Annotated in this window: 22 protein-coding genes and 1 pseudogene; 11 read left to right on the top strand and 12 right to left on the bottom strand. The window is 71.1% G+C overall.

Translation table 11 applies throughout. The features are described 5' to 3' along the window. The first annotated feature begins 42 nt into the window (after positions 1-42). Positions 43-639 (top strand): TetR/AcrR family transcriptional regulator, encoded by a 597-nt coding sequence (locus OG776_RS40005; RefSeq protein WP_329323819.1) that lies wholly within the window; start codon positions 43-45, stop codon positions 637-639. A 228-nt stretch (positions 640-867) separates the two neighbouring features. Here OG776_RS40005 and OG776_RS40000 read toward each other — a convergent pair whose 3' ends face one another. After that, the gene (locus OG776_RS40000; protein ID WP_187285821.1) at positions 868-1548 is read right to left on the bottom strand and encodes a TetR family transcriptional regulator; all 681 of its coding nucleotides are present in this window, start codon (positions 1546-1548) and stop codon (positions 868-870) included. A gap of 118 nt (positions 1549-1666) precedes the next feature. Here OG776_RS40000 and OG776_RS39995 point away from each other — a divergent pair, with 118 nt between their 5' ends. Together OG776_RS39995 and OG776_RS39990 are read left to right on the top strand one after the other, a co-directional pair. Further along, positions 1667-2659 carry a quinone oxidoreductase family protein gene (locus tag OG776_RS39995; RefSeq protein WP_329323521.1) on the top strand — a complete coding sequence of 331 codons (993 nt, stop codon included), beginning with the start codon at positions 1667-1669 and terminating at the stop codon, positions 2657-2659. Positions 2660-2860: 201 nt separating this feature from the next. Continuing rightward, a complete protein-coding gene (locus OG776_RS39990; protein ID WP_329323520.1) occupies positions 2861-3523 on the top strand; it encodes a hypothetical protein in 663 nt (220 codons plus the stop codon). 190 nt (positions 3524-3713) lie between these two features. Here OG776_RS39990 and OG776_RS39985 read toward each other — a convergent pair whose 3' ends face one another. Beyond that, entirely contained in the window at positions 3714-4172 is a 459-nt protein-coding gene (locus tag OG776_RS39985) for an SRPBCC family protein (protein WP_148011837.1), read from the bottom strand. Positions 4173-4221: 49 nt separating this feature from the next. Between OG776_RS39985 and OG776_RS39980 the strand changes: the two genes are divergently transcribed. Continuing rightward, positions 4222-4830 (top strand): TetR/AcrR family transcriptional regulator, encoded by a 609-nt coding sequence (locus OG776_RS39980; RefSeq protein ID WP_261994805.1) that lies wholly within the window; start codon positions 4222-4224, stop codon positions 4828-4830. A gap of 272 nt (positions 4831-5102) precedes the next feature. On the opposite strand, the gene OG776_RS39975 is transcribed toward OG776_RS39980, so the two are convergent. Together OG776_RS39975 and OG776_RS39970 are read right to left on the bottom strand one after the other, a co-directional pair. Then, positions 5103-5984 carry an alpha/beta fold hydrolase gene (locus OG776_RS39975; RefSeq protein ID WP_329323518.1) on the bottom strand — a complete coding sequence of 294 codons (882 nt, stop codon included), beginning with the start codon at positions 5982-5984 and terminating at the stop codon, positions 5103-5105. 168 nt (positions 5985-6152) lie between these two features. Beyond that, positions 6153-7240, bottom strand: a pseudogene (locus tag OG776_RS39970) (hypothetical protein). A gap of 174 nt (positions 7241-7414) precedes the next feature. On the opposite strand from OG776_RS39970, the gene OG776_RS39965 reads away from it, so the two are divergent. After that, positions 7415-7939, top strand: coding sequence for an ATP-binding protein (locus OG776_RS39965; protein ID WP_148011835.1), 525 nt, complete (start codon positions 7415-7417; stop codon positions 7937-7939). Between the two features lie 123 nt (positions 7940-8062). Here the strand turns inward: OG776_RS39965 and OG776_RS39960 are convergent, their stop codons facing one another. Next, complete coding sequence (locus OG776_RS39960; protein WP_329323517.1) at positions 8063-9082, bottom strand: DUF6215 domain-containing protein; 1020 nt, start codon at positions 9080-9082, stop codon at positions 8063-8065. Positions 9083-9296: 214 nt separating this feature from the next. Continuing rightward, positions 9297-10175 carry an alpha/beta fold hydrolase gene (locus OG776_RS39955; protein WP_329323516.1) on the bottom strand — a complete coding sequence of 293 codons (879 nt, stop codon included), beginning with the start codon at positions 10173-10175 and terminating at the stop codon, positions 9297-9299. Between the two features lie 111 nt (positions 10176-10286). On the opposite strand from OG776_RS39955, the gene OG776_RS39950 reads away from it, so the two are divergent. Continuing rightward, positions 10287-12224, top strand: coding sequence for an AfsR/SARP family transcriptional regulator (locus OG776_RS39950; protein ID WP_329323515.1), 1938 nt, complete (start codon positions 10287-10289; stop codon positions 12222-12224). A 348-nt stretch (positions 12225-12572) separates the two neighbouring features. Further along, positions 12573-13292: an alpha/beta fold hydrolase gene (locus tag OG776_RS39945; RefSeq protein WP_329323514.1), complete on the top strand. Its 720-nt coding sequence runs from the start codon at positions 12573-12575 to the stop codon at positions 13290-13292. Positions 13293-13638: 346 nt separating this feature from the next. On the opposite strand, the gene OG776_RS39940 is transcribed toward OG776_RS39945, so the two are convergent. Both OG776_RS39940 and OG776_RS39935 read right to left on the bottom strand, forming a co-directional pair. Next, complete coding sequence (locus OG776_RS39940) at positions 13639-14886, bottom strand: copper resistance D family protein (RefSeq protein ID WP_329323513.1); 1248 nt, start codon at positions 14884-14886, stop codon at positions 13639-13641. 219 nt (positions 14887-15105) lie between these two features. Further along, entirely contained in the window at positions 15106-16419 is a 1314-nt protein-coding gene (locus OG776_RS39935) for an MFS transporter (RefSeq protein WP_329323512.1), read from the bottom strand. Positions 16420-16688: 269 nt separating this feature from the next. Here OG776_RS39935 and OG776_RS39930 point away from each other — a divergent pair, with 269 nt between their 5' ends. Further along, positions 16689-18146: an MFS transporter gene (locus OG776_RS39930; RefSeq protein ID WP_329323511.1), complete on the top strand. Its 1458-nt coding sequence runs from the start codon at positions 16689-16691 to the stop codon at positions 18144-18146. A gap of 241 nt (positions 18147-18387) precedes the next feature. Beyond that, positions 18388-19155 carry a MerR family transcriptional regulator gene (locus OG776_RS39925; RefSeq protein WP_329323510.1) on the top strand — a complete coding sequence of 256 codons (768 nt, stop codon included), beginning with the start codon at positions 18388-18390 and terminating at the stop codon, positions 19153-19155. Positions 19156-19352: 197 nt separating this feature from the next. Here OG776_RS39925 and OG776_RS39920 read toward each other — a convergent pair whose 3' ends face one another. Together OG776_RS39920 and OG776_RS39915 are read right to left on the bottom strand one after the other, a co-directional pair. Then, positions 19353-19931 (bottom strand): hypothetical protein, encoded by a 579-nt coding sequence (locus tag OG776_RS39920; protein ID WP_329323509.1) that lies wholly within the window; start codon positions 19929-19931, stop codon positions 19353-19355. Positions 19932-20305: 374 nt separating this feature from the next. Continuing rightward, a complete protein-coding gene (locus OG776_RS39915; RefSeq protein ID WP_329323508.1) occupies positions 20306-20539 on the bottom strand; it encodes a hypothetical protein in 234 nt (77 codons plus the stop codon). A 39-nt stretch (positions 20540-20578) separates the two neighbouring features. Here OG776_RS39915 and OG776_RS39910 point away from each other — a divergent pair, with 39 nt between their 5' ends. Next, positions 20579-20920 carry a DUF5713 family protein gene (locus tag OG776_RS39910; protein WP_148011827.1) on the top strand — a complete coding sequence of 114 codons (342 nt, stop codon included), beginning with the start codon at positions 20579-20581 and terminating at the stop codon, positions 20918-20920. Between the two features lie 40 nt (positions 20921-20960). Here OG776_RS39910 and OG776_RS39905 read toward each other — a convergent pair whose 3' ends face one another. Both OG776_RS39905 and OG776_RS39900 read right to left on the bottom strand, forming a co-directional pair. After that, positions 20961-21566: a cytochrome b/b6 domain-containing protein gene (locus OG776_RS39905; protein ID WP_443077332.1), complete on the bottom strand. Its 606-nt coding sequence runs from the start codon at positions 21564-21566 to the stop codon at positions 20961-20963. A gap of 166 nt (positions 21567-21732) precedes the next feature. Continuing rightward, positions 21733-22455 carry a molybdopterin-dependent oxidoreductase gene (locus OG776_RS39900; protein ID WP_329323507.1) on the bottom strand — a complete coding sequence of 241 codons (723 nt, stop codon included), beginning with the start codon at positions 22453-22455 and terminating at the stop codon, positions 21733-21735. Positions 22456-23021: 566 nt separating this feature from the next. Here OG776_RS39900 and OG776_RS39895 point away from each other — a divergent pair. Continuing rightward, positions 23022-23984, top strand: coding sequence for a 2-hydroxyacid dehydrogenase (locus OG776_RS39895; RefSeq protein WP_443077398.1), 963 nt, complete (start codon positions 23022-23024; stop codon positions 23982-23984). Positions 23985-24123: the final 139 nt, after the last annotated feature.

Raw genomic sequence — 24123 nt, 5'->3', positions numbered from 1 at the left:
CGCAGCCCCGAAGCCCAGCGACGCCAGCAGGACATCCTGCGCATGGCCATGGACACCTTCGCGGCCCGCGGCTACAACAACGCCTCGCTGGCCGAGATCGCCGACCGTGCGGGACTGACACAGGCCGGCGTCCTGCACTACTTCCGCTCCAAGTCTCTGCTGCTCACCAGCGTGCTCGAACTCCGCGACGAGACGGACATCGAGCAGCTCGGCACCGAGCGGCCGCGCGGCCTGGAGTTTCTGCACCACCTCATCGACACCGCGGGCCGCAACGCCGAGCGCGAGGGCATCGTCCGGCTCTACGCCGTCCTGTCAGCCGAGTCCGTCACCGACGACCACCCGGCACAGGGGTACTTCCGCGACCGTTACACCGGCCTGCGCACGTTCGTCACCGACGCGATCACCGAGGCGTGCGGGCTCGACGAGGCGGACGCGGAGCGTGCGCGACACGCAGCCAACGCGATCATCGCGGTCATGGACGGCCTCCAGGTCCAGTGGCTCCTCGATCCCGGCGCCGTCGACATGGCGGCCTCGACGGAGTTGGTCATCGACTCGATCCTCGCCGGGCTGATGCCGGCCGCTCGACCGCACGGCGATGCCCCTCCGCGGGATCATCGCCTCCGCCGACAGGGGTCGTAGCCGCGCGAGGTGTGTCGCCGAGTCCGCCATGGGCGGGCTGTCCGGCACCGGTCGGGATCCGATCCGCCGCGAGCGCGCGTTCCCGGCCGGTCCATCCGTCCTCGCCGCGCTCCGGCCCACCCGCCTCCTCTCCCCCGGCGGCTCACCCGACGAAGCCCCGGCCTGCCGGACGCCGTCGCCACCGATGGCAAGTCCCCTTCCGGGGAGGGGCGAAGGGGGCGCCGCGCGTCATGCCCCTTCGCCGCCGGACTCGGGCCGCGGCGGGACCACGGAGTGCAGACCGATCGCCAGAGCGGTCAGCTGCTGCTTCAAGCGCGGGGTGAAATCGAAGGCGACGTGACCCCACTCGGGCACCTGCTCATAGAGAGCCGCCAGTGTGGGTGTCGGGTGCGACACCTGCCACCCGTTCGACGCGAGCGCGAGAGTCGCGGCGATGAGCACCCGCAACTGGTCGGGGGACATCGCACTCGTCGCGTCGAGGAGGTCCACGATCGCGTCGTAGGCGACGAACGAGCGGGTCTTGTACCGGCGCGCGCGCTCCATGTCCACGTCACCCTCGAGTGTCAGCGGTACATGCGTGAGCAGGTCGCAGAACACCGGCAGGGCGGTGATCGTGTCCGCGACGATGTCGGCGACGTCAGCCGGTTGCAGCTCCGTGCGCCGGGCCACCGCGTCGGCGATCGCCCCCCGCCACCGCTCCCAGCCGCGTTCCGTGAGCTCCAACAGCAGCTCTTCCCTGCTCGCGTAGTACCGGCGCACGCCGGTCCGGTGCAGGCCAGCACGTTCGGTGACTGCCTGCATGGTGATGAACCGGACCCCGCCCAGCTCCGTCGCCAGCGCCTCCGCGGCACGCAGCAGCTCCTCCGACCGGCGAGCCTTGTCCTGCGCGGACCGCGCTCGTTCTTTCACTCACCCACCGTAACGCACCTGCTGATGCGTTACGCGGATCGCCGTGCTACGTTCTCGATAACGCATCACGACGTGCGTTAACTCGGACACGCAAACTTCCCCATCCAAGGACAGACTCATGCAGGCAGTGCATACCCTCCGATTCGGGGACCCGACGGTCCTCGACGTCGTCACCGGCCTCCCGGACCCTGAGCCGGGCCCGGGCGAGGTCACCATCGACGTCTCACACTCCGCGGTCGGTCTGATCGACCTGCTCCTTCGCGAGGGCCGGTTCAAGGACCACCCCGGTATGCCGCAGCCGCCCTTCGTACCCGGCCTCGAAGTGGCCGGCACCATCCGCGCACTGGGCCCGGGCGTGTCCGGGCTGAGCACCGGCGAGCAGGTGGTCGCGCTGTCCGCGGGATCCGGAACCGGCGGGTACGCCTCCGTCTACCGCGCGCAGGCCCCGCTGACCGTGTCGATCGAGGGACGCGGCATCGACGCGGCGCTCGCGGTGTCGGTCATCCCGAACGCCGCGATGGCGCATGCGGCGCTGACGCAGGTCGCGCACCTGGCCGAGGGCGAGAGCGTCCTCGTGCACGGCGCGCTCGGCGGCCTGTCCGCCGCCTTTCCGGGCATCGCCAAACAGCTCGGCGCGGCCCGCGTCGTCGGCACGGTCCGGCCCGGCAGGCTCGCCGTCGCCGAGGCGACGAGGCTGCCGTACGACCGGATCGTGGACTCCACGGACCTCCACAACGCCTTGGGCGACGAGAAGTTCGACGTGGTCATCGACCCCGTCGGTGGGACGCTCCGCACGCTGAGCCTCGACCTGATGACTCCGGGCAGCCGCCTGATCGCCGCGGGCAACGCCTCCGACGACTGGGGTCACCAGGTGGACACCAACCAGCTCTGGCTCCGCAGCGTCACCGTCAGCGGCTTCAACGCCGGCGCGTTCCTGCCGACCCATCCGCGGTTCGTCCCCGCCGCCCTCGCCGCGGCGATCGAGGCCACCGCGGCCGGCCTCATGGAGACGGACGTCGACGTGCTGCCGTTCAGCCAGGTCGTCACCGCCCACCGCCGCATGGAGAGCCGCGACCTCCACGGCCGCATCGCCCTCACCCCTGAGCCCTGACCACAACCACCGGCGGACGGCCCACAGAATGCACGGCTCGGCTCCCTCCCGGCGCTCCTGGGAAAATCCCACCACCTGCGACGACCCGCGTGGCGCGCCGGCGTTCGCCACCGAACGACGTCACGCAGACCCCCCTGCTGGGGTCCCGACCCGTGCGGCATCATTGCCGTCGACCGGGCCGGCAGCAGTGGGGGTAAGAACGTGGGACTTTTTGGCTCGCGAGGCCGACGTCGCGACATACCGAACAACCCGGCGCTCCTCGCCACCGCCGCGGAGAATCCCGGTGGCAGCGTCGCCGAGATCGACCCGACGTACATCGGTGACCCGAACGGCTACGTACCTCAAGAAGCGGTCCGTGGCTCGTGGTTGGTCGACAGCGGCGGGAAGCTGACGGGCGAGTACGAGGAGAATCCCCGGTACGGCGTGCCACAGGACGACTTCAGCCGGCTCACTGATCCCGATCACTGGCTCGGCTGGCTCGGCGACGATCCCGCGGCCGCCGTCCGGAAGGGCATCGAGGAGTCCCTGCGGGCCCAAGTGGCGAACGCTGTGGTCGAGTGGGTCAAGATCCTCGATGCACCACGGTTCCTCACGGGTGGACGTCGTCATACCGAGGACGAACAGGTCATGCTCGTGACGCGGGCGGGACTCGCCGCGCCGTTCGCGTTGTCCGTACGCTCGACGCAGCACGGGCGCTCCACCCTGCTGGGGGTGTTTTCGTGGGTGGCGGCACACCTCTCAGAGCCCCAAGGCCGCAAGGATCGCACCTGGTTCGACCTGGGCGTGGGGCTGGACTGGGCCGGCGAACGGCTTGGTGAGCGGATCTACGAGCTCGACGGTACGGGCGGCACCGTCGAGCGGTAGGACGGCCTCACCCTGCCGGGAGTTCTCGCCCACCCGGGAGGAACCGTCATCAGCGGGAGCTCCGGGGGCCTTCGCCGAGGTACGCCAAGTGGCCCCGCGGTGGCGTTCGTTGTCCGGCTGAGCCACGCCGCACGGGACACCTGTGCGCGGTGTCATCGGGCACGCTCCCCGACCTGTGTCGACGCCGAGGTCAGGCAGCGGACACATGGCGGGCCAACTCGGTGGCCATGCGTCGCATGACCGTCCGGTTGGCGCGTCGTATCGTGGCCCGGACGACGGGTGCCAGCAGGCGGTCGGCGAGCGGGGCGCGCGTCCAGGCGTACGTGAACGACACGTGACTCCCGCCGGTCGGCAGGGGCTCGATGATGTAGGTGCCCTGGGCCAGACGTCGGCCGGCCGCGCTGACGTTCCGCTCGACGATGCTCCGCGGCGGGTCCGCCTCGACGACCTCGATGGCGACGTCGGTCTTCGTGCCGCCCAGCGCGGCGGTGACCGTGGCACACGATCCGATGCCGCGGTCGGGGCCGCTGTGGCGCCAGTTGGTCAGATAGTGGTCGGTGAACCGTTCGTGGTGAGCGATGACATCGAGAAAGCCGTAGACCTGCTCGGGCGTCTGCGGTACGTCGATCGACACGGTGACAGACTTCATGTACCACACGGTACACACGACATGTACCAATCGGTACACTCGCGAGGTGATGAAAATGGTCGGCTCGGCTCCCGAGAGCGCGCCCGCGCCCGGCAAGGACGCGGACCGACGCGCCCAGTTGGTGAACGCCGCGGTCGACCACGTCGCGGCACACGGCATCACGGACCTGAGCCTGCGCGGCCTGGGCTCCGCGATCGGCGTCAGCCACCGCATGCTGATCCACCATTTCGGTTCCAAGGAACAGCTGTTCGTCGAGATCGTCCGGACGTCGGAGCAGCGCCAACGTGATCTGTTGTCACAGCTGCGACGCGATCCCGGTCTCTCGCCCGTCGATGCCGCGCGTCTGCTCTGGCGGCACCTGACGGACCCTCGACTGGCCGGTCAGGAGCGGCTCTTCTTCGAGATCTACGGGCAGGCGCTGCGAGGCCGCCCCGAGGCCGCCCCGGTCCTGGAGGGGCTCGTGAACGACTGGCTGGAGCCGCTCGTGGCCGCCGAGGTCGCCATGGGAACGGCTCCCGCCGTGGCCCGGAGCCGCGCCCGGCTGGGACTTGCCACCGTGCGCGGTCTGCTGCTCGACCTGCTCGCCACCGGTGACCGCGATGGCGTCAACGCGGCGATGGAGGACTTCCTCCAGTTGTACTACGGCGATTCGAAGTGACGGTGCCGGCCGGCCCGCGGCCGGCCGGCCCGGGATCCGACGGACGGCACAGGATCCGACGGACGGTGCGGGAGCCGACGGACGGTGCGGGAGCCCGTTCACCGGGAGTCCCGGCCTGCCTCACCTCACGAGTCCCTGTCCGTCCGCGCCATGTTCCGGTCGTTCGCTTACGACTCCAACTGTCCTGTACAGAGGCGGACTTGGCATCTCTCCACGAGCCACCATGTCCTCTGTTCCGCGCCCTCCCCCGCACCCTCTCCGCGGGACGGCCGTCAGGCCAGCACTCTTCCGAGGAAGTCGTGGATCAGGGCCGCGATCTCGGGTCCGTGCGACTCGAGGGCGAAGTGCCCCGCGTCCAGGAGGTGGATCTCGGCGTCCGGCAGGTCACGGGCGTAGGCGCGTGCGCCGTCCACGCCGAAGATCTCGTCGTGTTCTCCCCAGGTGATCAGCGTCGGTGGCTGGTGCCGGCGGAAGTACTCCTGGAAGTCGGGGTAGGCGGGGAGGTTGAACTGGTAGTCCCAGAAGAGCTGGAGCTGCACTTCCTTGTTGCCGGGCCGGTCCAGCAGTGCCTGGTCGAGCGTCCAAGTGTCCGGAGTGAGCCGGTCGAGCCGGTCCTGGGGAACACCGTGGGTGTATTGCCAGCGGGTCTTGTCCGCCTCCAGGTAGGTCCGAACCTCCTCCTCGTTGCCCGGGCGGTCCTTCGCGTGGGCGAAGAGCACGTCCCAGAAGGGGGTGAAGCCCTCCATGTACGCGTTGCCCGACTGGACGAGGAGAGCAGTCACGCGCTCGGGGTTGCGACTGGCGATCCGCAGCCCGATGGGTGCCCCGTAATCCTGGATGTAGAGGGCGAACGACTGGAGGCCGATGTGGTCGAGGAGTTCCAGGGTGATGGCGGTGAGGTTCTCGAAGGAGTACTCGAACTCGTCGACGGGCGGCGCGTCGGAGAAGCCGTAGCCGATGTGGTCGGGAGCGACGACGTGGTAGCGGTCCGCGAGTGCCGGGATGAGATTGCGGAACATGTGGGACGAGGCAGGGAATCCGTGCAGAAGGACCACGGCGGGGGCGGCCGGGTCGCCGGCCTCGCGATAGAACATGGTTCGGCCGCCCACGGTGGCGGTGCGGTGGTGGACAACGGCTCTGTCGACGTCGGTCATGTCCGCCGACAGTAGCCCGGCCCTGACCGGTATGCCCGGGAACGACACAGGCGGAGGAGGCTCAGGAGGGTGCACAAACGTACCGCCGACGCGGTGTCCCTGGTCGGCCTTCCATTCGGCGCCCGCGCGAAACAGGCCGCCCCGCGGGTCAGTCGATCGGGCCGGGCCTCACCGCCGGTGCACCAGATCCGCCGCCACGGCGGACGGCAGGGACGGGTTGGCCGCGGCCGCCTCCACCACCCGCCAGTCCGCGTCGGCGAGCAGCTCCTCGATGACCGGTGCCGGAAGTGCGGGGTGGCCGGCGGCTACGGGTCTCGCTCGTCCGTCCGTCAGACAGACGAGCAGCGCCGTGTCCGTCGCCCTGCGATGCCGGGCGACCCCACGGAAGACCTTCCGCACCGTGGGTTCGTGCCGGACCAGGTCCTCGAGCAGGGCCGGAGACGCGTCCGGGTTGGCCGCCACTCAAGGTCTGCCGGGGCAGGTCCGGGCGGGCGGCGAGCGTCCAGCGCACCAGCATCGACGGATGGTCCACGAACCGACCACGGCTTCGACGGGGGTGGCGGGGTTGCGGAGTGCCGCCTCCACCACGGCGTGGACGGTGGACTCGTGGGAACCGTCGCAGGAGGCACCCGGCGGCAGGTCGCAGTTGAGCCGTGGGCACTGCCGATCGTGCACGAAGGGGATCTGTTCGCGGTCACAGACCGCGCAGTGTCGCGCCGCGGGCAGTCCTTCCCCTTTCAGCAGAACCGCAAGAATGCCGGGGGCGTGGACTCGTTGCCCGCCACCGCACGGCGGACCTCGGCGTGCGGGTGTGCCGCGAGCCTCGCGGCCATCGCCGGGACGGTCCGCGACGCGAGCTCGGCGACGACCCTCACGTCCGGGTCCGCCGCGAGCCTGTCCACCACGTCGGCCGGGAGGCCCGGGCAGGCTGCGAGCTTCTCGCGGCGTTCACGGACCGGGTCCGCCGCGAGGAGACGCGCCCACTCCGGGCGGCCGACACCCTGGTCGAGCAGGGCGAGGGCGGCATCCGGCCGGACGGAGGGATCGATGTCCACCGCGGTCAGCCGAGCCTCGTACGCGAGCCGTACCGCGCTCCGTTCGACGCGCTCGGCCAACGCGACCGCCTGCGTGCGGCTGAGATCCGCCCGACAGGCGAGGCTCGCTGCGATGTCGTCGTCCGCGACGGATATCAGCCGGTCGACCAGTTCGGACGACAGGGCCGGATTCGCCGCGAGCCCGCACAGGAGGTGATCCACGGAGGCATCCTGTCTGAGGCCCGACCGACGAGCGTAGGATTTTCGACGCCGCCAGATGGCCGACGGGGCCCCGATCCAGCGAGGTTGCCGTGTCGGCCCGGTCCACCCGCAGGGCGCGCCGACCCCGGGTGGGCGAGTGTTCCCGCGGCCCGCACCACGATAGCGTCGCGTCACATGATCGTATGGCTCAACGGCACCCACGGTGCCGGCAAGACGACGACCAGCGCGTTCGTTCAGCGGTTGATCCCGGATTCCCGGGTGTTCGACGCCGAGAAGGTCGGGGAGACACTCATGGACATCACTCCGGCGCTGCCGGCGACCGACAACTTCCAGCACTGGCCGCCGTGGCGACCGCTCGTGGTCGAGACCGCCCGCCGCGTCCTCGGCTACACCGGCGGCACGCTGGTGATGCCCATGACCGTCCTGGTCGAGCCGTACTGGCGCGAGATCAGCTCGGGCCTTGCCCGGCATGCCATTCCGGTACGGCACTTCGTCCTCCATGCCGACCAGGACACCCTCCGTGCGCGCATCGCGGGCGACACGGTGGTCGGCCCCGACTCCCCGTTCCGGCTCCACCACCTGGAGCCCTATGCCGAGGCCGCCCGTACCTGGCTGCACGCCGAGGCGGAGGTCGTCGACACCACGCACCTCACCCCCGCCCAGGCCGCGCAGCGGATCGCGGAGCTGGTCAAGGGCTGAGGTCTTCGGACATCAAGTCCTCTTCGCGGCTGTCCGGTTGCCTGTCGACCACCCGTCGACTGGTCGTCGGCGACGCGGCCGGAACCGTATCCGTTCGTCCGGCCGGGACGTCCGGCGCCTTATTCAAGCGGCTCGTCCGTGGATCGCGGGGAGAACCTTCTCGGCGATGTCGAGGAGAGCGCTGTCGTCCGGGAGCGCTCCGGTCGAGCTCCACACGGTGATGTCGTAGTAGCCACCCCGGTCCTCACGCTCGAGGGCCACGGACAACGTCCGGGCCAGGGGGCCTTCTTCGACCGGTCCGCCGGATCCTCCGTCGCCGCCGAGACTGATCTCGAACTTCATGGTGTGATCCGAGGAGAAGACCGCGGGCCGGCCGAGAACCGTGAGGGTCCTGACGTCCCTCTCGTTCCCGTACTTCATCAGCTTCACGTACTGCTCGGTCGACAGCTTGTTGTAGGTGGCCGAGACGTTCACGGTGTACGTGTCGAACGCGACCTCGGCCTCCGGCTCGGCGACCTTCCCGCCGGTCAGCAGAGCGGTGTTGTTGCTGCCGGAAGCGGTGGTCGCCGTCTCTCCGGGCGTTCCGAGCAGCTCGGCCAGGTCGGACCGGTTGAGCGCCTCGCACAGCTCCTCACCGGTCACCGGTCGGGGCTCCGCCTTGTAGGCCTTCGGCAGCTCCTCACGCTCTCCGTCCGAACACGACGCGGGCTGACGCGTGTTGTTGTCGGACGTCATGTCCGGGGCCCACCACAGCACGGCCGCGAGCACCCCGAACAGACCCACCGCCGCGAAGGCCTGCCGCCACGCGTGGTGCTCCTTCTCCTCGGGTTCCGGACGACGAGGCGGCACGGCTCCCGCGTGGACGGCGGGATCGACCGCCGTGGTGACCTCCGCCGAGCCGTCGACCGCGGCGCCGCCTCCGGAGGCCTCGGGACGCGCGGTCCGGCGCGCACGCAGGGCCCGGTTGACCGAGTAGCCGCTCATCGCGGCGACGGCGAGGAACACGGCGCCGATACCGGCCCCGGCCCAGTTGTGCTCGCGGACGGCGAGATACATGAGGCGTACGCCGAAAACGGACCCGACGATGATGAGCAGAGGCTCGCGGACCCAGAACGGGAGGCGACGGAGAAGGAAACCAACCATCCGGGGATCTCACCACAGCAAGATCACATCCACCGTGGTGGAAGCCACAGTTCCGGACATGTGCGAAACCGTTACTCCCCGCATGACCGGTGCTCTTCACCGGGCCGGTTCGAAGCGCCGGTTCTCGTCGAAAAGCCGGTTGCCGCCGACGGGACCGTGACCCGGTTGCCGCCGACCGGACCTGGCCCGGCCGGCGAACCGAGTGCGGGGAGGCTCAGCGCGCCAGCAGGTCCTGGATCGCCGCCGCGATCTCGTCGGGTGCCTCCTCGGCCATGAAGTGCCCCGCTCCGGTCAGCCGGTGGTCCAGGTCCGGCGCCCACGCCGCCCAGACGGCGGCGGCGTCGTAGCCCAGCCGCGCGCCCCAGTCCTGCTGGACGACCGTGACGGGCATGGCCAGTTGGGACCCCGCGTCCAGGTCCGCCTGGTCGTGGGTGACGTCGACGCCCGCCGAGGCACGGTAGTCCGCGACGATCGATGTCACGGCCCCGGCGCAGGCGCGCAGATACGCGGTACGCACGTCCTGCGGCATGGCGGCCGGGTCGTCCGCCCAGGCGTCGAGGAACGAGCCGAAGAACGCGTCCGCGCTGTTGCCGATCATCTCCTCCGGCAGACCTGGCGGCTGTGCCATCAGGAAGAGGTGGTAGCCGACGGCCGCCGAGACGCCGTGGAGGACGTTCCACATGTCGAGCGTCGGCACGATGTCGAGGATGCCGAGGTGCGTGATGGTCTCCGGGTGGTCCAGTCCCGCCCGGAAGGCGACCAGGGCACCCCGGTCGTGACCGACGAGGGCGAAACGCTCATGGCCCAGGGCCCTCGCCAGGGTCACGATGTCGGCGGCCATGGTCCGCTTGGCGTACACGTCTGGGGCGGTGGCCGCGGGCTTGTCGCTGGCACCGTAACCCCGCAGGTCGGGGCAGATCACCGTGTGCTCGTCGGAGAGCCGTTCGGCGACGTGCCGCCACATCAGGTGGGTCTGGGGGAAGCCGTGCAGCAGCACGACCGGGCTGCCGCTGCCGCCGACGGCGGCGGCCAGCCGTACACCGTCCGCGCCGGGCAGGCGGATGTGGTCGAAGCCGGGAATGGTGGGTGTCATCGAAGACCGTCCTCTCGGGTCTGGAACCGACCGGGTCAGATTGGGCGACCTCGATCAGCAGCCGATCAGTACGGTTGCGTGAGGCCCGTCCCCGACGCGGAGGATGGGGGCATGCGAATCGACGTGCTCGGTGCCGTGCGGGCCCTCCGCGACGACGGCAGCCCGATCGACCTGGGCGGGCCCCGCCATCGTGAGGTACTCGCGCGGCTCGTCGCCGCCGAGGGACGGATGGTCACCACCGACACCCTCGTGGACGACCTGTGGACCGATCCGCCGACCCGGGCCGTGGGCGCCCTGCGCACGTTCGTCGCGGCGCTGCGCCGCGCCCTGGAACCCGACCGGCCGCCCCGCGGCCCGTCGCGCGTCCTGGTCACCGAGGGTCCCGGCTACGCGCTGCGCCTGCCGCGTGAGGACGTGGACGTCCACCGGTTCCAGGACACCCTGGCCCGGGCCCGGCACACCCCCGACGCGGTGACCGCTCTCGGCGCGGCACTCGCGGACTGGCGCGGACCCGCCTACGCCGATGTGCCCGGCGCCGCGTGGGCACAGCGCGAGCGGACCCGGCTGGAGGAACTGAGGCTGGAAGGGGTGGAGCTGCGCGCCGGCATCCTGCTCGACCGTGGGGAAGGGGGTGATCTCGTCGCCGAACTGGGTGCCCACGTCACCGAGCATCCGTGGCGCGAGCCGGCCTGGGGGCTCCTCGCCCGTGCGCTGCACCGCGCGGGCCGTCAGGCCGACGCGCTGGCCGCTCTCCGCCGCGCCCGCGCGATGCTCGTCGATCAACTGGGACTGGACCCCGGCGCCGACCTCCAGCGCTTGGAGACGGACATCCTCAACGCTTCCGGGCCCGTCGAGGGCGCACGTATCCCGTGGACCGGCGGGGGTGTCCGGCTCGGCCCGCGCACCACCGTGGATGTGGCCCGCGCCCTCGCACTGGCGGGCGGCGACGCGCTCGTCCACTCCCGGCGCGACCGCCTCGCGGCCGTCCGGGCGGCGGAACGCACGGGAGACCTCGCCCTGACCGCCCGGATCATCGGCGCCTACGACGTACCCGCCCTTTGGAGCCGCGCCGACGACCCCGAGCAGTCCCGCGCCGTCGTCGCCGCTGCCGAGCGCACCCTCACCGCGCTCGGGCCCGCCATCCCCGCCGATCTGTCCGCCCGCCTGCTGGCGACGATCGCCGTCGAGAGCCGCAGTGCCGATCTGTCGGGCAGCGAGCTGAGCCGTGCGCAGCAGGCGGCGGAACGGGCCGAGTCACTGGCCCGGGGCCTGGCCGATCCCGCTCTGCTGGCCTTCGCCCTGAACGGGGTGTTCCTGCAGTCCTTCGCCCGCCCGGGCCTTGCGGCGGTACGGGACGGGATCGGCGTCGAGATCCTCGACCTGGCCGGCCGGCACGGGCTGCCGAGCTTCGCCGTGCTCGGCCGGCTCGTCCGTCTCCAGTCCGCGTCGGCGCTCGGCGATCTCGACGCCGCGACCGGGCATGCCGAGGCGGCCGAGCAACTCGCCGCCGGTGTCGAGTCTCCCCTCGTCCCCGTCCTGACCGGATGGTTCCGGGCCCGGGTCGCGGCGGCTCGCAGCACGGAACCCGGCGGACCGAGCGCCGCCACGGCCGCGGCGTACTACCGCACCGCCGAGGAGGCCCTCCGGACGGCCGGGATGCCGGGACTGCACCGCGGCCTGTTCCCGCTCGCCCTGCTGGGACTTCGTCTGCTGCACGACCGGCCCGCGCCCACGGACCCCCACCTCGACTGGGGCCCGTACCGGCCTTGGGCGCGACCTCTCGTGCTGCTGGCCCAGGACCGGGGTGAGGCTGCTCGTACCGCTCTCGCGGCGGCGCCCGAGCCGCCGCGGGACCATCTGCAGGAGGCCATGTGGTGCCTGACCGCCCGCGCCGCCGCACGCCTCGGCGAACGCGCAATCGCCGCGCGTGCCGAGGTCTTCCTGCGTGACGCCCGCACGGAGCACGCCGGGGCGGCGAGCGGAATGCTGACACTGGGACCGGTGGCGCGGTACTTGGCGGAGGCGGAAGCCTGCACCGGGGCGAGGTGAGTCGCGGCAACCCCCGACCGCGAGGCCGTACGGGATCACCTCAAGGTCCCGCCGGGGGAAGGGAGTTCATTACGGCGAGCCACACCGGTGGCCTTCCGTCAGGCCTCGTGATCGGTACCTGTCCGAGACCTGTCGCTGCCGCCCCGCCCATCGCCGGATTTCATGATCCTGCGGAACACAAGGTTCGCGTCGCTCATGCGCCCTCTTTGCCCACCCGGCCGGTCCCCCGAGCACGGTCGGCGGCGTTCTCAGGCGAGGGAGAAGCATGCGGGCGGCCGCCGTTCGATCTTGACAAGGGGCTTCCCCGCACTGAAGGCTGACCAACCAGTCGGTATGGAGGGTTTGATCGTGGACAAGCTGAGCATCTCCACCCCCGCGGGTGTGTTCGACGCACTCGCGGAGGGACCGTCGGAGGGCCGCCCGGTCCTCCTGCTGCACGGTTTCCCCCAGGCCGGGCGGGCGTGGCAGCGGCAGATCGCGGCGCTCTCCGCGGAGGGATGTCGGGTCGTGGCGCCCGACCAGCGCGGCTACTCCCCCGGGGTCCGTCCCGAACGACCCGAGGACTACCGCATGGGCGCCTTGGTCGGCGATGTCCTCGCGATCACCGAGGAGTTGGGCTGGGCGACGTTCGATCTCGTCGGTCACGACTGGGGAGGTGCGGTGGCCTGGTGGACCGCGGACTCCCATCCCGGTCGCCTGCGTACCCTGACCGTCGTCTCCACCCCGCACCCCGGCGCCCTGGCCGGGGCCCTGCGCAGCGACGAGGACCAGCGCGCACGCTCCCGGTACATGCTCGACTGGCGTGAGACGCCGTCGACCGAGGAGCGCATGCTCGCCGACGACGCCTGGCAGCTCCGCACCGTGTTCGCCGGCAAGGTCCCGCCGGCCAGTGCCGACGACTACGTACGGCGGCTGTCGCAGCCGGGCGCGCTCACCGCGGCTCTGAACTGGTACCGGTCCGGCCGTCCCGACGGCACGATCGGACGCATCGGCGTACCCACGCTGTACGTCTGGAGCACGCGGGACACCGCGTTCGGTCCGGCACCGGCGAGGGCGACCGGGGAGTAGGTCGGCGGGCCGTACCGGTTCGAGACACTCGACGGCGTCAGCCACTGGATCCCCGAAGAGGCTCCGGAGGCGCTCAACGAGTTGCTCCTCGAACACCTGAGGACGTACGGCAAGTAGGGCCGCCGCCGGGTTCCGTGGCCTCACCTGTCCGCCGATAGCACGTACATGGGAACTCCCCTTTTCAGCGTGACAGTTGGCGCGCGGACACACGTGCCCCGGGGCCCCGGCCGGCGGCGCACTCCGCTCGGGTGCACCGCCGGCCGGACGGACCGGGTGGGCGGGGACGGGTGTCGGCAGGTCGGTACGGGAGCCGTGGTGGCGACCGCCGTACCGGGAACGGTGGTGGTCAGGCCTCCACGAGATCCCCCGTCGCGGGCTGCTGTCCGGGAACAGCGGCGGTGCGACGGCGGGCCAGCACTCCGGAGTACCAGTATCCGCCGATCATCAGGGCGATGAGGACGAGGGTCTCGGTACTGCCGAGCACCCAGGTGGAGGCACTGACCACCTTGTCGGGGAGCCGCGGCAGGTCCTCGGGGGAGATGGCCTTCGCGGAGTGCTTCGCCGTCTCGGACTGGAAGGCCTGGTTACGGGCGGAGCCGTGCAGGAAGGGCGCGACGAAGAGCAGTGACATGCCGAGCAGGGTCTCGACGGTGACCACCGCGGGGAACTGACGCACCAGGATGGTGCGCAGCGGGCGCTCGTCACCGGCGGCCCGCAGGGCGTCGATCCGCGGGTGCAGCCAGAACTGGTTGAAAACACCGAGCAGGAGCAGCGTTCCGAAGATCAGGATCTTCACGCCGAGCACACGGCCGTACATCGTCGTGAACAGCTGCGACGGGCCGTCGACATGCTCCCAGTACAGGAACAGCCCGGACAGGGTGATGGCGGTGACGCATCCCATGGCGGCGGCGGAGAAGCGGCGGATCGCGGGGGACCAGAAGGCGGCGCGTTCGGCGGGAGGGACGGCGCCGGGCACGGCGAGCAGCGCCAGCCCGGCCAAGCCGCCCAACCAGACCGCCCCGCCGAAGAGATGGAGCATCCACATCGCCGTCTCGAAGATGGTGTGGCCCCACTCCTCGGGCATCGCGTCCGGGAACCTGGTGGTGCCCAGCGCGATCATCCCCGCGCCGAGGCCCGCCGCGAGCGGTCCGGTGCGCGCTCGGCCGTTCGCGGCCGCACGGAAAGCGAGTGGGGCGATCACCGCCGCGCCGACCAGCAGCATCGTCACCTCGATGCCGGACAGCCGTCCGGCGTTGGTGCCGTCGTGAAGGGTGTTCCAGGCGTCCTGGTAGTGGTAGCCGCCGCTGTCCCCGGAGTGGGCGAGCTCAGTGAGCACCGCGGCGACGGCCAGCACCGCCAGGACGACGGCCGTGCGGGAGAGCCGGGCCGTCACCGCGGCGAGGGTGTCGGCGCCGATCCGGCGTGCCGCGGGCCCCGCCGCCGTCAGGGCCAGGGCCGTCACTCCGACGAAGCCCATCAGGGTCACCCAGGTCGCCCAGGCGACCGCGCTGTCCTCGAACGGGCCGAGAGGGGTCGACGGGGCCGGTGCCGCGGTGAACTGGAGCAGACCGGACGACGGATCGGACAGGGGCATGACTGACCACCCTCTTGGGAACGGGGGAAGAATGCGAAAGCGATTTAGGTTAGGCAATCCTTACTTGAAACGTCAACAGGTGGCGATCCGCCCGCTCCGAGGGCTCCGGTGCGACGGGACGGCCGCCTTTCAACTGCCGGACGGCCGGGGTCGGGCGCCCGGTGTCGGAGGGCGGGCGCCACGTGTGATGACGCGTGCCGGAACCGGATGAGGCCGTGGTCAGTGCCCCGGCAGCACCGGCTCGCCGTCGATGTCCGGTGCGGGCCGGGAATCGTCCGGCGGTCGCCGGGTGGTCGGCAGGTCGCGGGTCCGCCGGACGGGCGAGAAGAAGAGGATCAGTGCGGCGAGCGGGACCCCCGCGGTCGTGATCGCGATCGCGGCGCGGATGCCGAGTACGGTTGCGAGCGCGCCGCCCGACAGGGCTCCGAGAGGGATGGTCCCGTAACTGAGGAACGCGGTGCTCGCCGTGAGGCGGCCGAGCAGTTCCGGCGGACAATAGCGTTGCTGGAAGCTCGCCTTGACGATGTTCCCGCCGACGACACCCGCGGAGACGCAGAATCCGCCGGCCACGAAGAGCAGCACGCCGGCTCCCGGAACCGTCAGCGGGATGAGCAGGGCGAAGAGACCAAGTCCCAGTTCGAACATCAGGGTTGCGCGGCCCGTGCCGATGCGGTCGGCGACCCGACGGGCCGTCAGCGCTCCGGCCACGCCTCCCGCGCTGGTGGCCGCGATGAGCGCACCGACCGGCCCCGGATCCAGGCCCACGCAGCGGACCAGGAAAACCACCTGGATCGACTGGTATCCCATCAACGCCAGGTTGGAGGCGGCTCCGAAGAGGGTCAGCGCGCGGAACCAGGGGTCGTACGCGATCAGCCGCAGGCCTTCGCGCACCTCACCCACCAGTGAGGCGTGACGGTCCCCGGTGCCGGGGACCCGTGGCTCGCGGTACCGAATGCCCGCGAGACAGAGCAGGGAGACGACGAAGGTGGCGGCATTGGCGTACATCGCCGTCACGGCACCGGTGAGTTGTGCGATCAGGCCGCCGGAGCCGAGTCCCGCGATCTGCGCGGCGGACGCACTGCCGTGCAGCTTGGCGTTGCCCTCGGGCTGGTCGTCGGGTTCGAGGATGCTGGGGAGATAGGCGCTGTAGGCGGTCTGGAAGAACACCGCCGCCGTCCCCGTCAGGAGCGCGACGGTCACCAGCAGTCCCGTGCTCAACCAGCCGAACCTTCCGGCCACCGGGACGGCGGCGAAGAGCAGGAGGGAGACCGCGGCGGCGGCCAGCATGATCGGTCTGCGCGGCGACCGGTCCACCCATACGCCGACCGGGAGGCCGAGGAGCAGCCACGGGGCCCAGGCCGCCGCGCTCAGCAGGCCGACTTCGAAGGGACCGGCGTCCAGGGCGGAGACCGCGATCAGTGGCATGGCCACTCCCGTGACGGACGCTCCGAACCTCCCGGCGGTCTCGCCGCACCAGAGCAGTCGGAAGTCGCGGTGCCGGCGCAGCAGACCACCGCGCGTGCTCGAACTCATGAGGTACCACGCTCCTGGCGGGTGAGGAACTCGGGCCGCGCGCGGGCGCCGAACCTGTCGGGGCGGGGCTCGATGTCCCGGGCGGGGACGTGACGGACGATGACGGCGAACCCCGGAGCGCCGACGACGCCGCCGCGAGCGTAGGCGCACACGCCGTGCCCAGCGACGGAATTACCGGAGCCGGCTCATCGCTCCCGCACCGACGACGCCGCCCGGGGTGTGGCGTGGCTGGTTGATCGCGGTCGGACGGTCGCGTTCACTCGGTGCATGTGGTGACCAACGGTGCCTCCCGCACGCCGCTGCCCCTGGGCGTAGTCCTCGATCAGGCCTCCATCGCGCCGCTGCACCGGCGATTCTGGCTGGTGGCGGCCCTGGGGGTGATACTGGACGGATTCGATTTCTTCATCATCGGCGTCGCCAACCCGCTCATCGCCAAGGACTTGGGCGGCAGCGCGGCGGACCGGGGTCTGCTCTCGGCCGCGGCCATCGTCGGCGCCATGTTCGGAGCGGCTCTGCTCGGTCCGCTGGGCGACCGCGTGGGACGCAGCAAGATCTTCCGGATCGACCTGTGGCTGTTCGTGGTCTTCTCCGTGGCCTGTACGTTCGCCTGGAACCTGTGGGCGCTGATCGCCTTCCGCTTCCTGTTGGGGATCGCCGTCGGACTCGACTACCCCATCGCGGCGAGCTATCTGGCGGAGATCCTGCCCGCACGTCAACGGGGCAGGTGGCTGGTGGGCGCCTTCAGTCTCCAGGCGGCGGGCATCATCGTCGGCGCGGTCGTCGGCGTCGTCGTCCTCACCGTGTGGCCCGCCGTCGGCGCCTGGCGGATCATGCTCGGCTTCGGTGCCCTGCTGGCGCTTCTCATCATCTGGCTGCGCCGCAACGTCCCCGAGAGCCCGCGCTGGCTGGCACAGAACGGCCGGGAGGCTGAGGCCACGGCGATCGCCGAGCGGATGACCGGCGTCGCCTGCCGCGTCACCGACAAAGACCGGGCACGCCCGCAGATGCCGCGGGAGGGGTGGAACGCCCTCGTTCAACCACAGTTGTTCAGACGCCCGTTGCTGCGGCTGACCGTGTTCACCTCGGTTCCCTGGTTCCTGATGGACATCGCCACGTACGGGGTGGGGATCTTCACGCCGACGCTGCTCGCCGGCCTGGCTCTGGCGGGCCCGAACGCGACGTTCCTGGCGGACGACATCTCCTCGACCGAGGGGACCGCGTTCCTGGACGTGTTCCTCGTCGTCGGCTTCGCCCTGGCCATCGTGCTCGTGGACCGGGTCGGGCGGATCCGGCTGCAACTCGTGGGCTTCGCCGTGATGACCGTGGCACTGTGCCTGCTGGCGTTCGCCGATCAGCTTCCCGGCGGCGGCAACACCCATCTGCCCCTGGCCTTCGTCGGGTTCGCGCTGTTCAACACCTTCATGAACCTCGGGCCGAACGCCACCACGTTCACCCTGCCCGCCGAGGTCTTTCCCGCCGACGTCCGGGCCGCCGGACACGGCTTCGCCGCCGGCTTCGGCAAACTGGGAGCGGCCGTCGGCACCTTCCTCTTCCCGGTCCTGCTCGCCTCCGCAGGCACCACACCGCTGCTCTACGGAGCGGCGACGACCAGCGCCCTCGCCTTCCTCGTCACCTGGACCCTGCGCGTCGAGACCCGGGGCCGTTCCTTGGACGAGCTCTCCGGCCTCGAAGCGGCCTCGGTCTCGCCGCGCATCACCCCTCCGTAGTCCCCGCCCTGGAGCCGGACCGAACGCCGACCCGGTGATCTCCGCCATGGACTCCGGCGACTTCGCGGAGGCGGCGAAGGGCGATCCCGACGGGGTCTTCCGAGGTTCCGAGGCCGTCTCCCCCGACGGGGTCTTCCGAGACCTTCTCGCCCGACGCGCTCGGCCTCGGCTCGCGCGACGGTTCGTGCCGGTCGTCGGCACGGCTTGAACCCCACGCGAGGTGAGGATGCATCGTTGTCCCATGACGACTTCCGGCACGTGGAAGGTGGGGCGGCTCGCCGAGACCGCCGGGCTGACCGTGCGTACGCTGCACCACTGGGACACCATCGGCCTGCTCGTCCCGTCACGGCGCACCCCGGGCGGGCACCGGGAGTACGCCGAGCAGGACCTCGTCCGCCTGTATCAGATACTGGCGCTCCGCGGTCTGGGCCTGCCGCTGGAGTCCGTCGCGTTCTGTCTCGATGCCGGCGTCGACCCCGCTCGGGTGCTGGGCGACCACCTGGCCGGCGTGGAGGCCTCCATCGCCGCACTCGGTGCCCTTCGTGAACGGCTCGTCCGGCTCCGTGAGGAGCTGTCCGCCGACCGGGCCTCGACGACCACGGCCCTGCTCGACGCCGTGCGGGCCGCGACCGGAGCCGGGCCCGCGAGCGAACGCACGCTGAGCCGTCATCTGGACGACGGCCGGATACAGGTGTTCCGCGACCGGGCCGCCGCCCTGGGGCCGGCCGCGCACTACCTGCTGAAGGTCGAGTGGCCCGAGCTGTATCGACGGGCCGAGCGGCTCCGGGCGGCCGGAACTCCCCCCACTCACCCGGAGGTTCGCCGACTGGTGGATCGCCTGGACGAGCTCGGCGCGCTGTTCTCCGGTGGTGACGCCAAGGTCTCCGCCGGTGTCAGGGCCGCCTGGCGCGACGATCCCGCCGCCATGTCAGAGGACCCCGACGCCTCGGTCGACGACTGGCGCGAGCTCGCCGACTACCTGGACCGGGCTCGCGGCGGCACATGCTGACCGGTGCGCCCGGTCCGCCACAACTCCCGTGGTCGGTCGGCGCGGTGGAGCCCGGCGCGCACGACACCCCTCGCTCGCCCGGCTGCCGAACCACGGCGGGGCAAGGGGGTTCTCCTTCCGTTGGCCGCCGGATCGGCCTCCCGCCGACAGGTCCCGTTCAGCCACGGCCGTCCTCCAATGGGCCCTCTCTCAGGGCGTCAGTCGGGAAGGCCGAGGTCGTCCAGGGACGCGCCGCTCGCCCAGCGGCGTAGTTGCCGGCCGTCGACCAGGTGGACGCTGTCGTGGCGGGACGCCCACAGCACGTCGGCGTGACTGAACTCACCCACACTGACCAGGACTCGGAACAGCCTGTCGATCCCCGCCAGCCCCGTCTCCCGCACGGTGGGCACCGGGTCGGTCGACGCGTCCCCGTCCGACGCCGACTCCTCCGTCGGACGGAACCCGACATCGAGTCGGCGACCGCCGCGGTCCCGTGCGTAGAGCCTCGGACGCCCCTGCCTCGGCATCGGGATCACGTTCCACCCGTCCCGGTTCAGCATCCGCTCGACGGCCTCCGCCAAGCCCTGGTCGTCGAGGCGTGCGAGTTCGGCCGGGGTGTAGATCCCGGCTCGCCGTCGGGTCGTCGCGCGCGAGAAGCGGAGCACCACCACCGCGATTCCAGCGAGCAGCACGAAGGCCAGGACCAGACCCCCGGGCCCGTACACCCGGTACTGCCAGGTGAGCGCGGCAGCCGACACCGCCGCCGCGAGGCCCAGTCCGGCGAACGCGGGCAGCACGTCCCGCAGTCTCGGCCCGTACCCGTCCTGGGCCCGCGGATCGGAATCCGCGCGCGGTCGTCGGGATGCCCGGTCCTCGGATCCAGGACCACGTCCTGGGCGGACCTCCGTCCGCGGCCGTCGCCTGCGTACCACCACCACGCGGTTCAACTCCCCCCTCGGTCACCGCCGTCCGTACTCAGGAATACCTCTTCTTCCCAGCGTTCCGCCAGGCGACGCCCGGGTCGGACAGAACACGACTGCCCGCAACTTGACGTGACGAGGTTTCAGGCCGAGGTCAGACGCCCGTACTTGACGGTCGGCAGGGCCGAAGACACCTCTGGGAAAGGTCTTCGACACCAGCCATGTGGGGAGGTCCACGGTCTCGTTGATCTTCAGGTCGCCGGCCACGTGCAAAGCGCGTAGGCCTCGTGGAGGCTCAACCGCTGGTCGGTCACCAGCCAGTCGACCATCTCCCGCACGGCCGCCTTGGCGTTCTCCATGAGATCCGGCCCGGTCCCGACCGTCTGGTAGTAGCCGCCCTGCTCCAACATCTCCGCGGGCATCGAGAGTTGGGTGGGGTCCGCGGCGGGGACGATCGCCCTCGCGATGTCAGTGGCGTGGTGCATGATCGGCGCATCGTTCCATGGGGAAGAGGGTGAGGCACCGTGTCGATCACCACACCGCAGGTGGCGGAGCACGCGTTTCTGAGGCGCCTGTACGCCGACGGGTACTTCCCCGATGACGTCGTCGACAAGGGCACGGCGATCCTGCTGCGACTGTGCGAGCGGATCGAGGCCGAGCGGCCGGCGGACCTGGCGGCCCTGTACGTGCTCACCCAGGCCGCGACGGACGAATTCAACCTGCTCCAGGAGGAGTTCGAGGCAGCCGAGAGCGAGATCGAGACCGTGGCGCGGGAGGAGATCGCGGAGGACTTCTGGTTCATCGCGTCCACCTACGGTTTCACGGACGCCGACGTGGAGGAACTGATCGCCACCCGGGACTGGTGAGCGCCCGCCGGGGGACTCCTGGCCGAGTCGCGACGGCCTCTCACCGCTCCTTCGTGCGCTGGGGCCCCGCACCCTCATCTCCAAGGCACTCCTCCAGCCACCGGGGATGGTGTCGCGCGGCCCAGGACCTGCTCACCCGTCCCGTGCGCATCCCGCGTCTGGCCTCCGGGTCCTGGTACGCCTTGCGCATGTGCCCGATCACCACGACGGTGATCGCCCAGGCGAGCACGTCGTGCACGAAGATGGCGCTGGTGCGGGAGATGTCCGGCAGGAAGCCGGTCCGCCACATGAGCAGGCCCGTGAACATCATCACCAGCACCGCGCCCGCGATCCATCCGGCGTAGACCTTCTGCCCCGCGTTGAACTTGCCCGCGGGCCGCGCCTCGGGCCCTGACCGTCGTCTGCGGACCGCGTTCAGCCACTGCCGGTCGTACGCGGCGAAGCGGTTCAGTCTGCGGAGATCGGCCCGGAATTCCCGGGAAAGGAGACCCGACAGCAGCGGGACCGGCAGGCAGATGCCGGACCATTCGTGGACCATGGCCACCAGGTGGCGGCGGCCGACGAGTTGGGCCAGCGGACCGAGGTAGAGGCAGGCAGCACTGCCGAGACACACCAGCATGAGCCAGCCCGTCGCGCGGTGCACCATGCGCTCGGCCGGGCTGAACCGACGGATCCGTCCGCGTTCACCGGGCCCACCGGACCGACCGGCCCGGCCACTCCGGCCGGACGGGCCGAACCGCGCGGACCGACCCGGCTGACCGGTCTGACCGGTCTGACCGGTCGACAACGACCGCACCGGCCGTCCCGGACGTTCAGGCCGCTTCGTCGCCGCGGTCGGCGTCGTCGAGCCATCCGTCGACCTCATAGCCGCGCTCCTCCCAGAAACCGGGTACGACCTTGTCGGTGACCGTGATTCCGGCCAGCCACTTGGCCGACTTGTAGAAGTACATGGGAGCCACGTAGAGGCGCACCGGCCCTCCGTGCTCATGGGTGATGGGCTTGTCCTGCATGTTCAGCGCCACCAGGACGTCCGGCCGGCGAGCCTGGTCGAGAGTGAGGCTCTCGGTGTACGCGCCGTCGAAGCAGGTGAACCGGATGGCCTTGCCCTCGGCACGCACGCCGGCGGCATCGAGGATGTCCGCGAGCCGCACGCCTTCGAAGGGGGTGTCGTCCACCCGCCATCCGTCCGTGCAGAGCACGTCGTGCACGACCCGTGTCTGGCGCAGGGCACGGAGCTCGGGCAACGTATAGGTCCTCGGCCGATCGACCAGACCGTCGATCGTGAGTTCGTAGTCGTTCTCGTGCTTGCGCGGCACGGAGCCGACGACGCTGTAGTACCGGAAGCCGCCGGGGTTGGGAAGGACGCCGGACAGCCCCGTCGGGTCGACCTGCGAGGCAGCTCCCAGGACCCCCTCCCAGCCGCGCTGCAGATAGGGCGCGGTGGCGAGGCCGGCGGCACCCGCGGCGAGCATGCCCAGGAGTGCGCGCCGTCCCACCGGTGCGCCTTCGGCTTTTTTCCCCGAACGTCCTGCCATGGTCCGCCCTTCCTCTGGGTGACGGCTGCTCCGGCACCGGCCGGAGTGCTCCTGCCATGGGCGCCGAGAGGCGCCCGTCCGGCGCGGTTCCGGACCCGAACAGCACCGACCGTCGTCACCTGTTTAAGTGGTGACGACACTGACATGCCCTCCCGTCGGCTGTCAACGGCGAACGGGCGGCAGGCAGGTGGCCGGAGCGGGCGAGGTGGCCCGGCCGACCCGGGCCAGAGGCCGGAAGGAACGGGGCTGCGGCCGTGCGGGCACCGACCGGCATGCCCTCTCGGTCGGGTCGGCACAGCACGACGTACTTGAGTCGTCGACCGACACGTTGTGACAAGGCACACGTGTGCCCGCGTGGGCCTCCGTACGGCCCCCATACGTGTCAGCCGTGGACGTCCGAGCGCTTCGGGAACCCCTCACCGCCCGGCGACGTATCAGCCGTGGAGACGCCCCACCGGGGTGCCGTCGAGCCGCGTACCGGCCGGGCGGACCCCACGAGGTGCACCAGGACACCCCGTGCACCAGCCGACCAAGGAGTGAAGACAACCGTGAGTCGAGTGACGCCCATGATCCCCGCGCGGCGCGGTGCCGACGAGCGGATGCTCGCGTGGCTGCCCGTGCCCGTCGAGGAGATCGAGGACGCCCCGGACTGCCTGGACTACGCCCACTGGGACGGACGGGGCCGCTATCCCACCGACCCGGACCGCGTCGATTTCTACGCTCCCCCGCTCACCAAGGACATCTCCACGATCGTCCGGCCGCTGGCCCGCATGTCCCGGCTGCGCGTGTTCCAGGCACTCAGCGCCGGAGTGGACCACCTCCTGCCGCACCTCCGACCGGAGATCACGCTCTGCAACGCCCGGGGTGTCCACGACGCCGGTACCGCCGAATTGGCACTGACGCTCACCCTGGCCGCGCTGCGCGGCATCCCCGACTTCGTCCGCAACCAGGCCACGGGCCGCTGGCAGGAGGGAGTCCGGCCCTCACTGTTCGGCGCCACGGTGCTCATCGTCGGGTACGGCTCGATCGGTGCCGCGATCGAAGAGCGTCTCCACCCCTTCGGATGCGAGGTGAAACGGGTTGCCAGCAGGCCGCGTTGGGTGGCGAGGGGAGCGGTTCACTCTCCGTCCGCCCTGGGCAAGCTGCTGCCGCAGGCGGACGTGGTGATCCTCTCGGTGTCACTGACCGAGCGGACGCGCCACCTGGCGGACGCGGAGTTCCTCGGGACGATGAAGGACGGCGCCCTGCTGGTCAACGTGGCCCGTGGCGCGGTGGTGGACACCGACGCACTGCTCGCGGAGCTGGGGGAAGGGCGGCTGCAGGCGGCCCTGGACGTGACGGACCCCGAACCGCTGCCCGCGGGACATCCACTGTGGTCCGCACCCGGCGTACTGATCAGTCCGCACTCCGGCGCCTTCACCTCGGCCGTGTCGTCGCACGTGAACGATCTGCTCGCCGACCAGTTGCGCCGCTTCGCCCAGGGGCACGAACTGGCGAACACGGTCGCGACGGTCGCCGCCGCGGGCTGAGGCTCCCGGCCGCGGCCCTCGCCGCGCGCCGGGGCGCCCTCGGCACGGCCGCGCGCACCCGTTCCGTGGGGCCCCGAAAACCGGTCCCGTCCACGAGATCTCTGCGACGTGTTTCCTCCCCTTCGGGAGGTGCGGGCTA

It is taken from the genome of Streptomyces sp. NBC_01689, assembly GCF_036250675.1.
Classification (GTDB): domain Bacteria; phylum Actinomycetota; class Actinomycetes; order Streptomycetales; family Streptomycetaceae; genus Streptomyces.
Note: the sequence above shows the minus strand (reverse complement) of the source record. Positions and strands in the feature narration are given on the sequence as shown.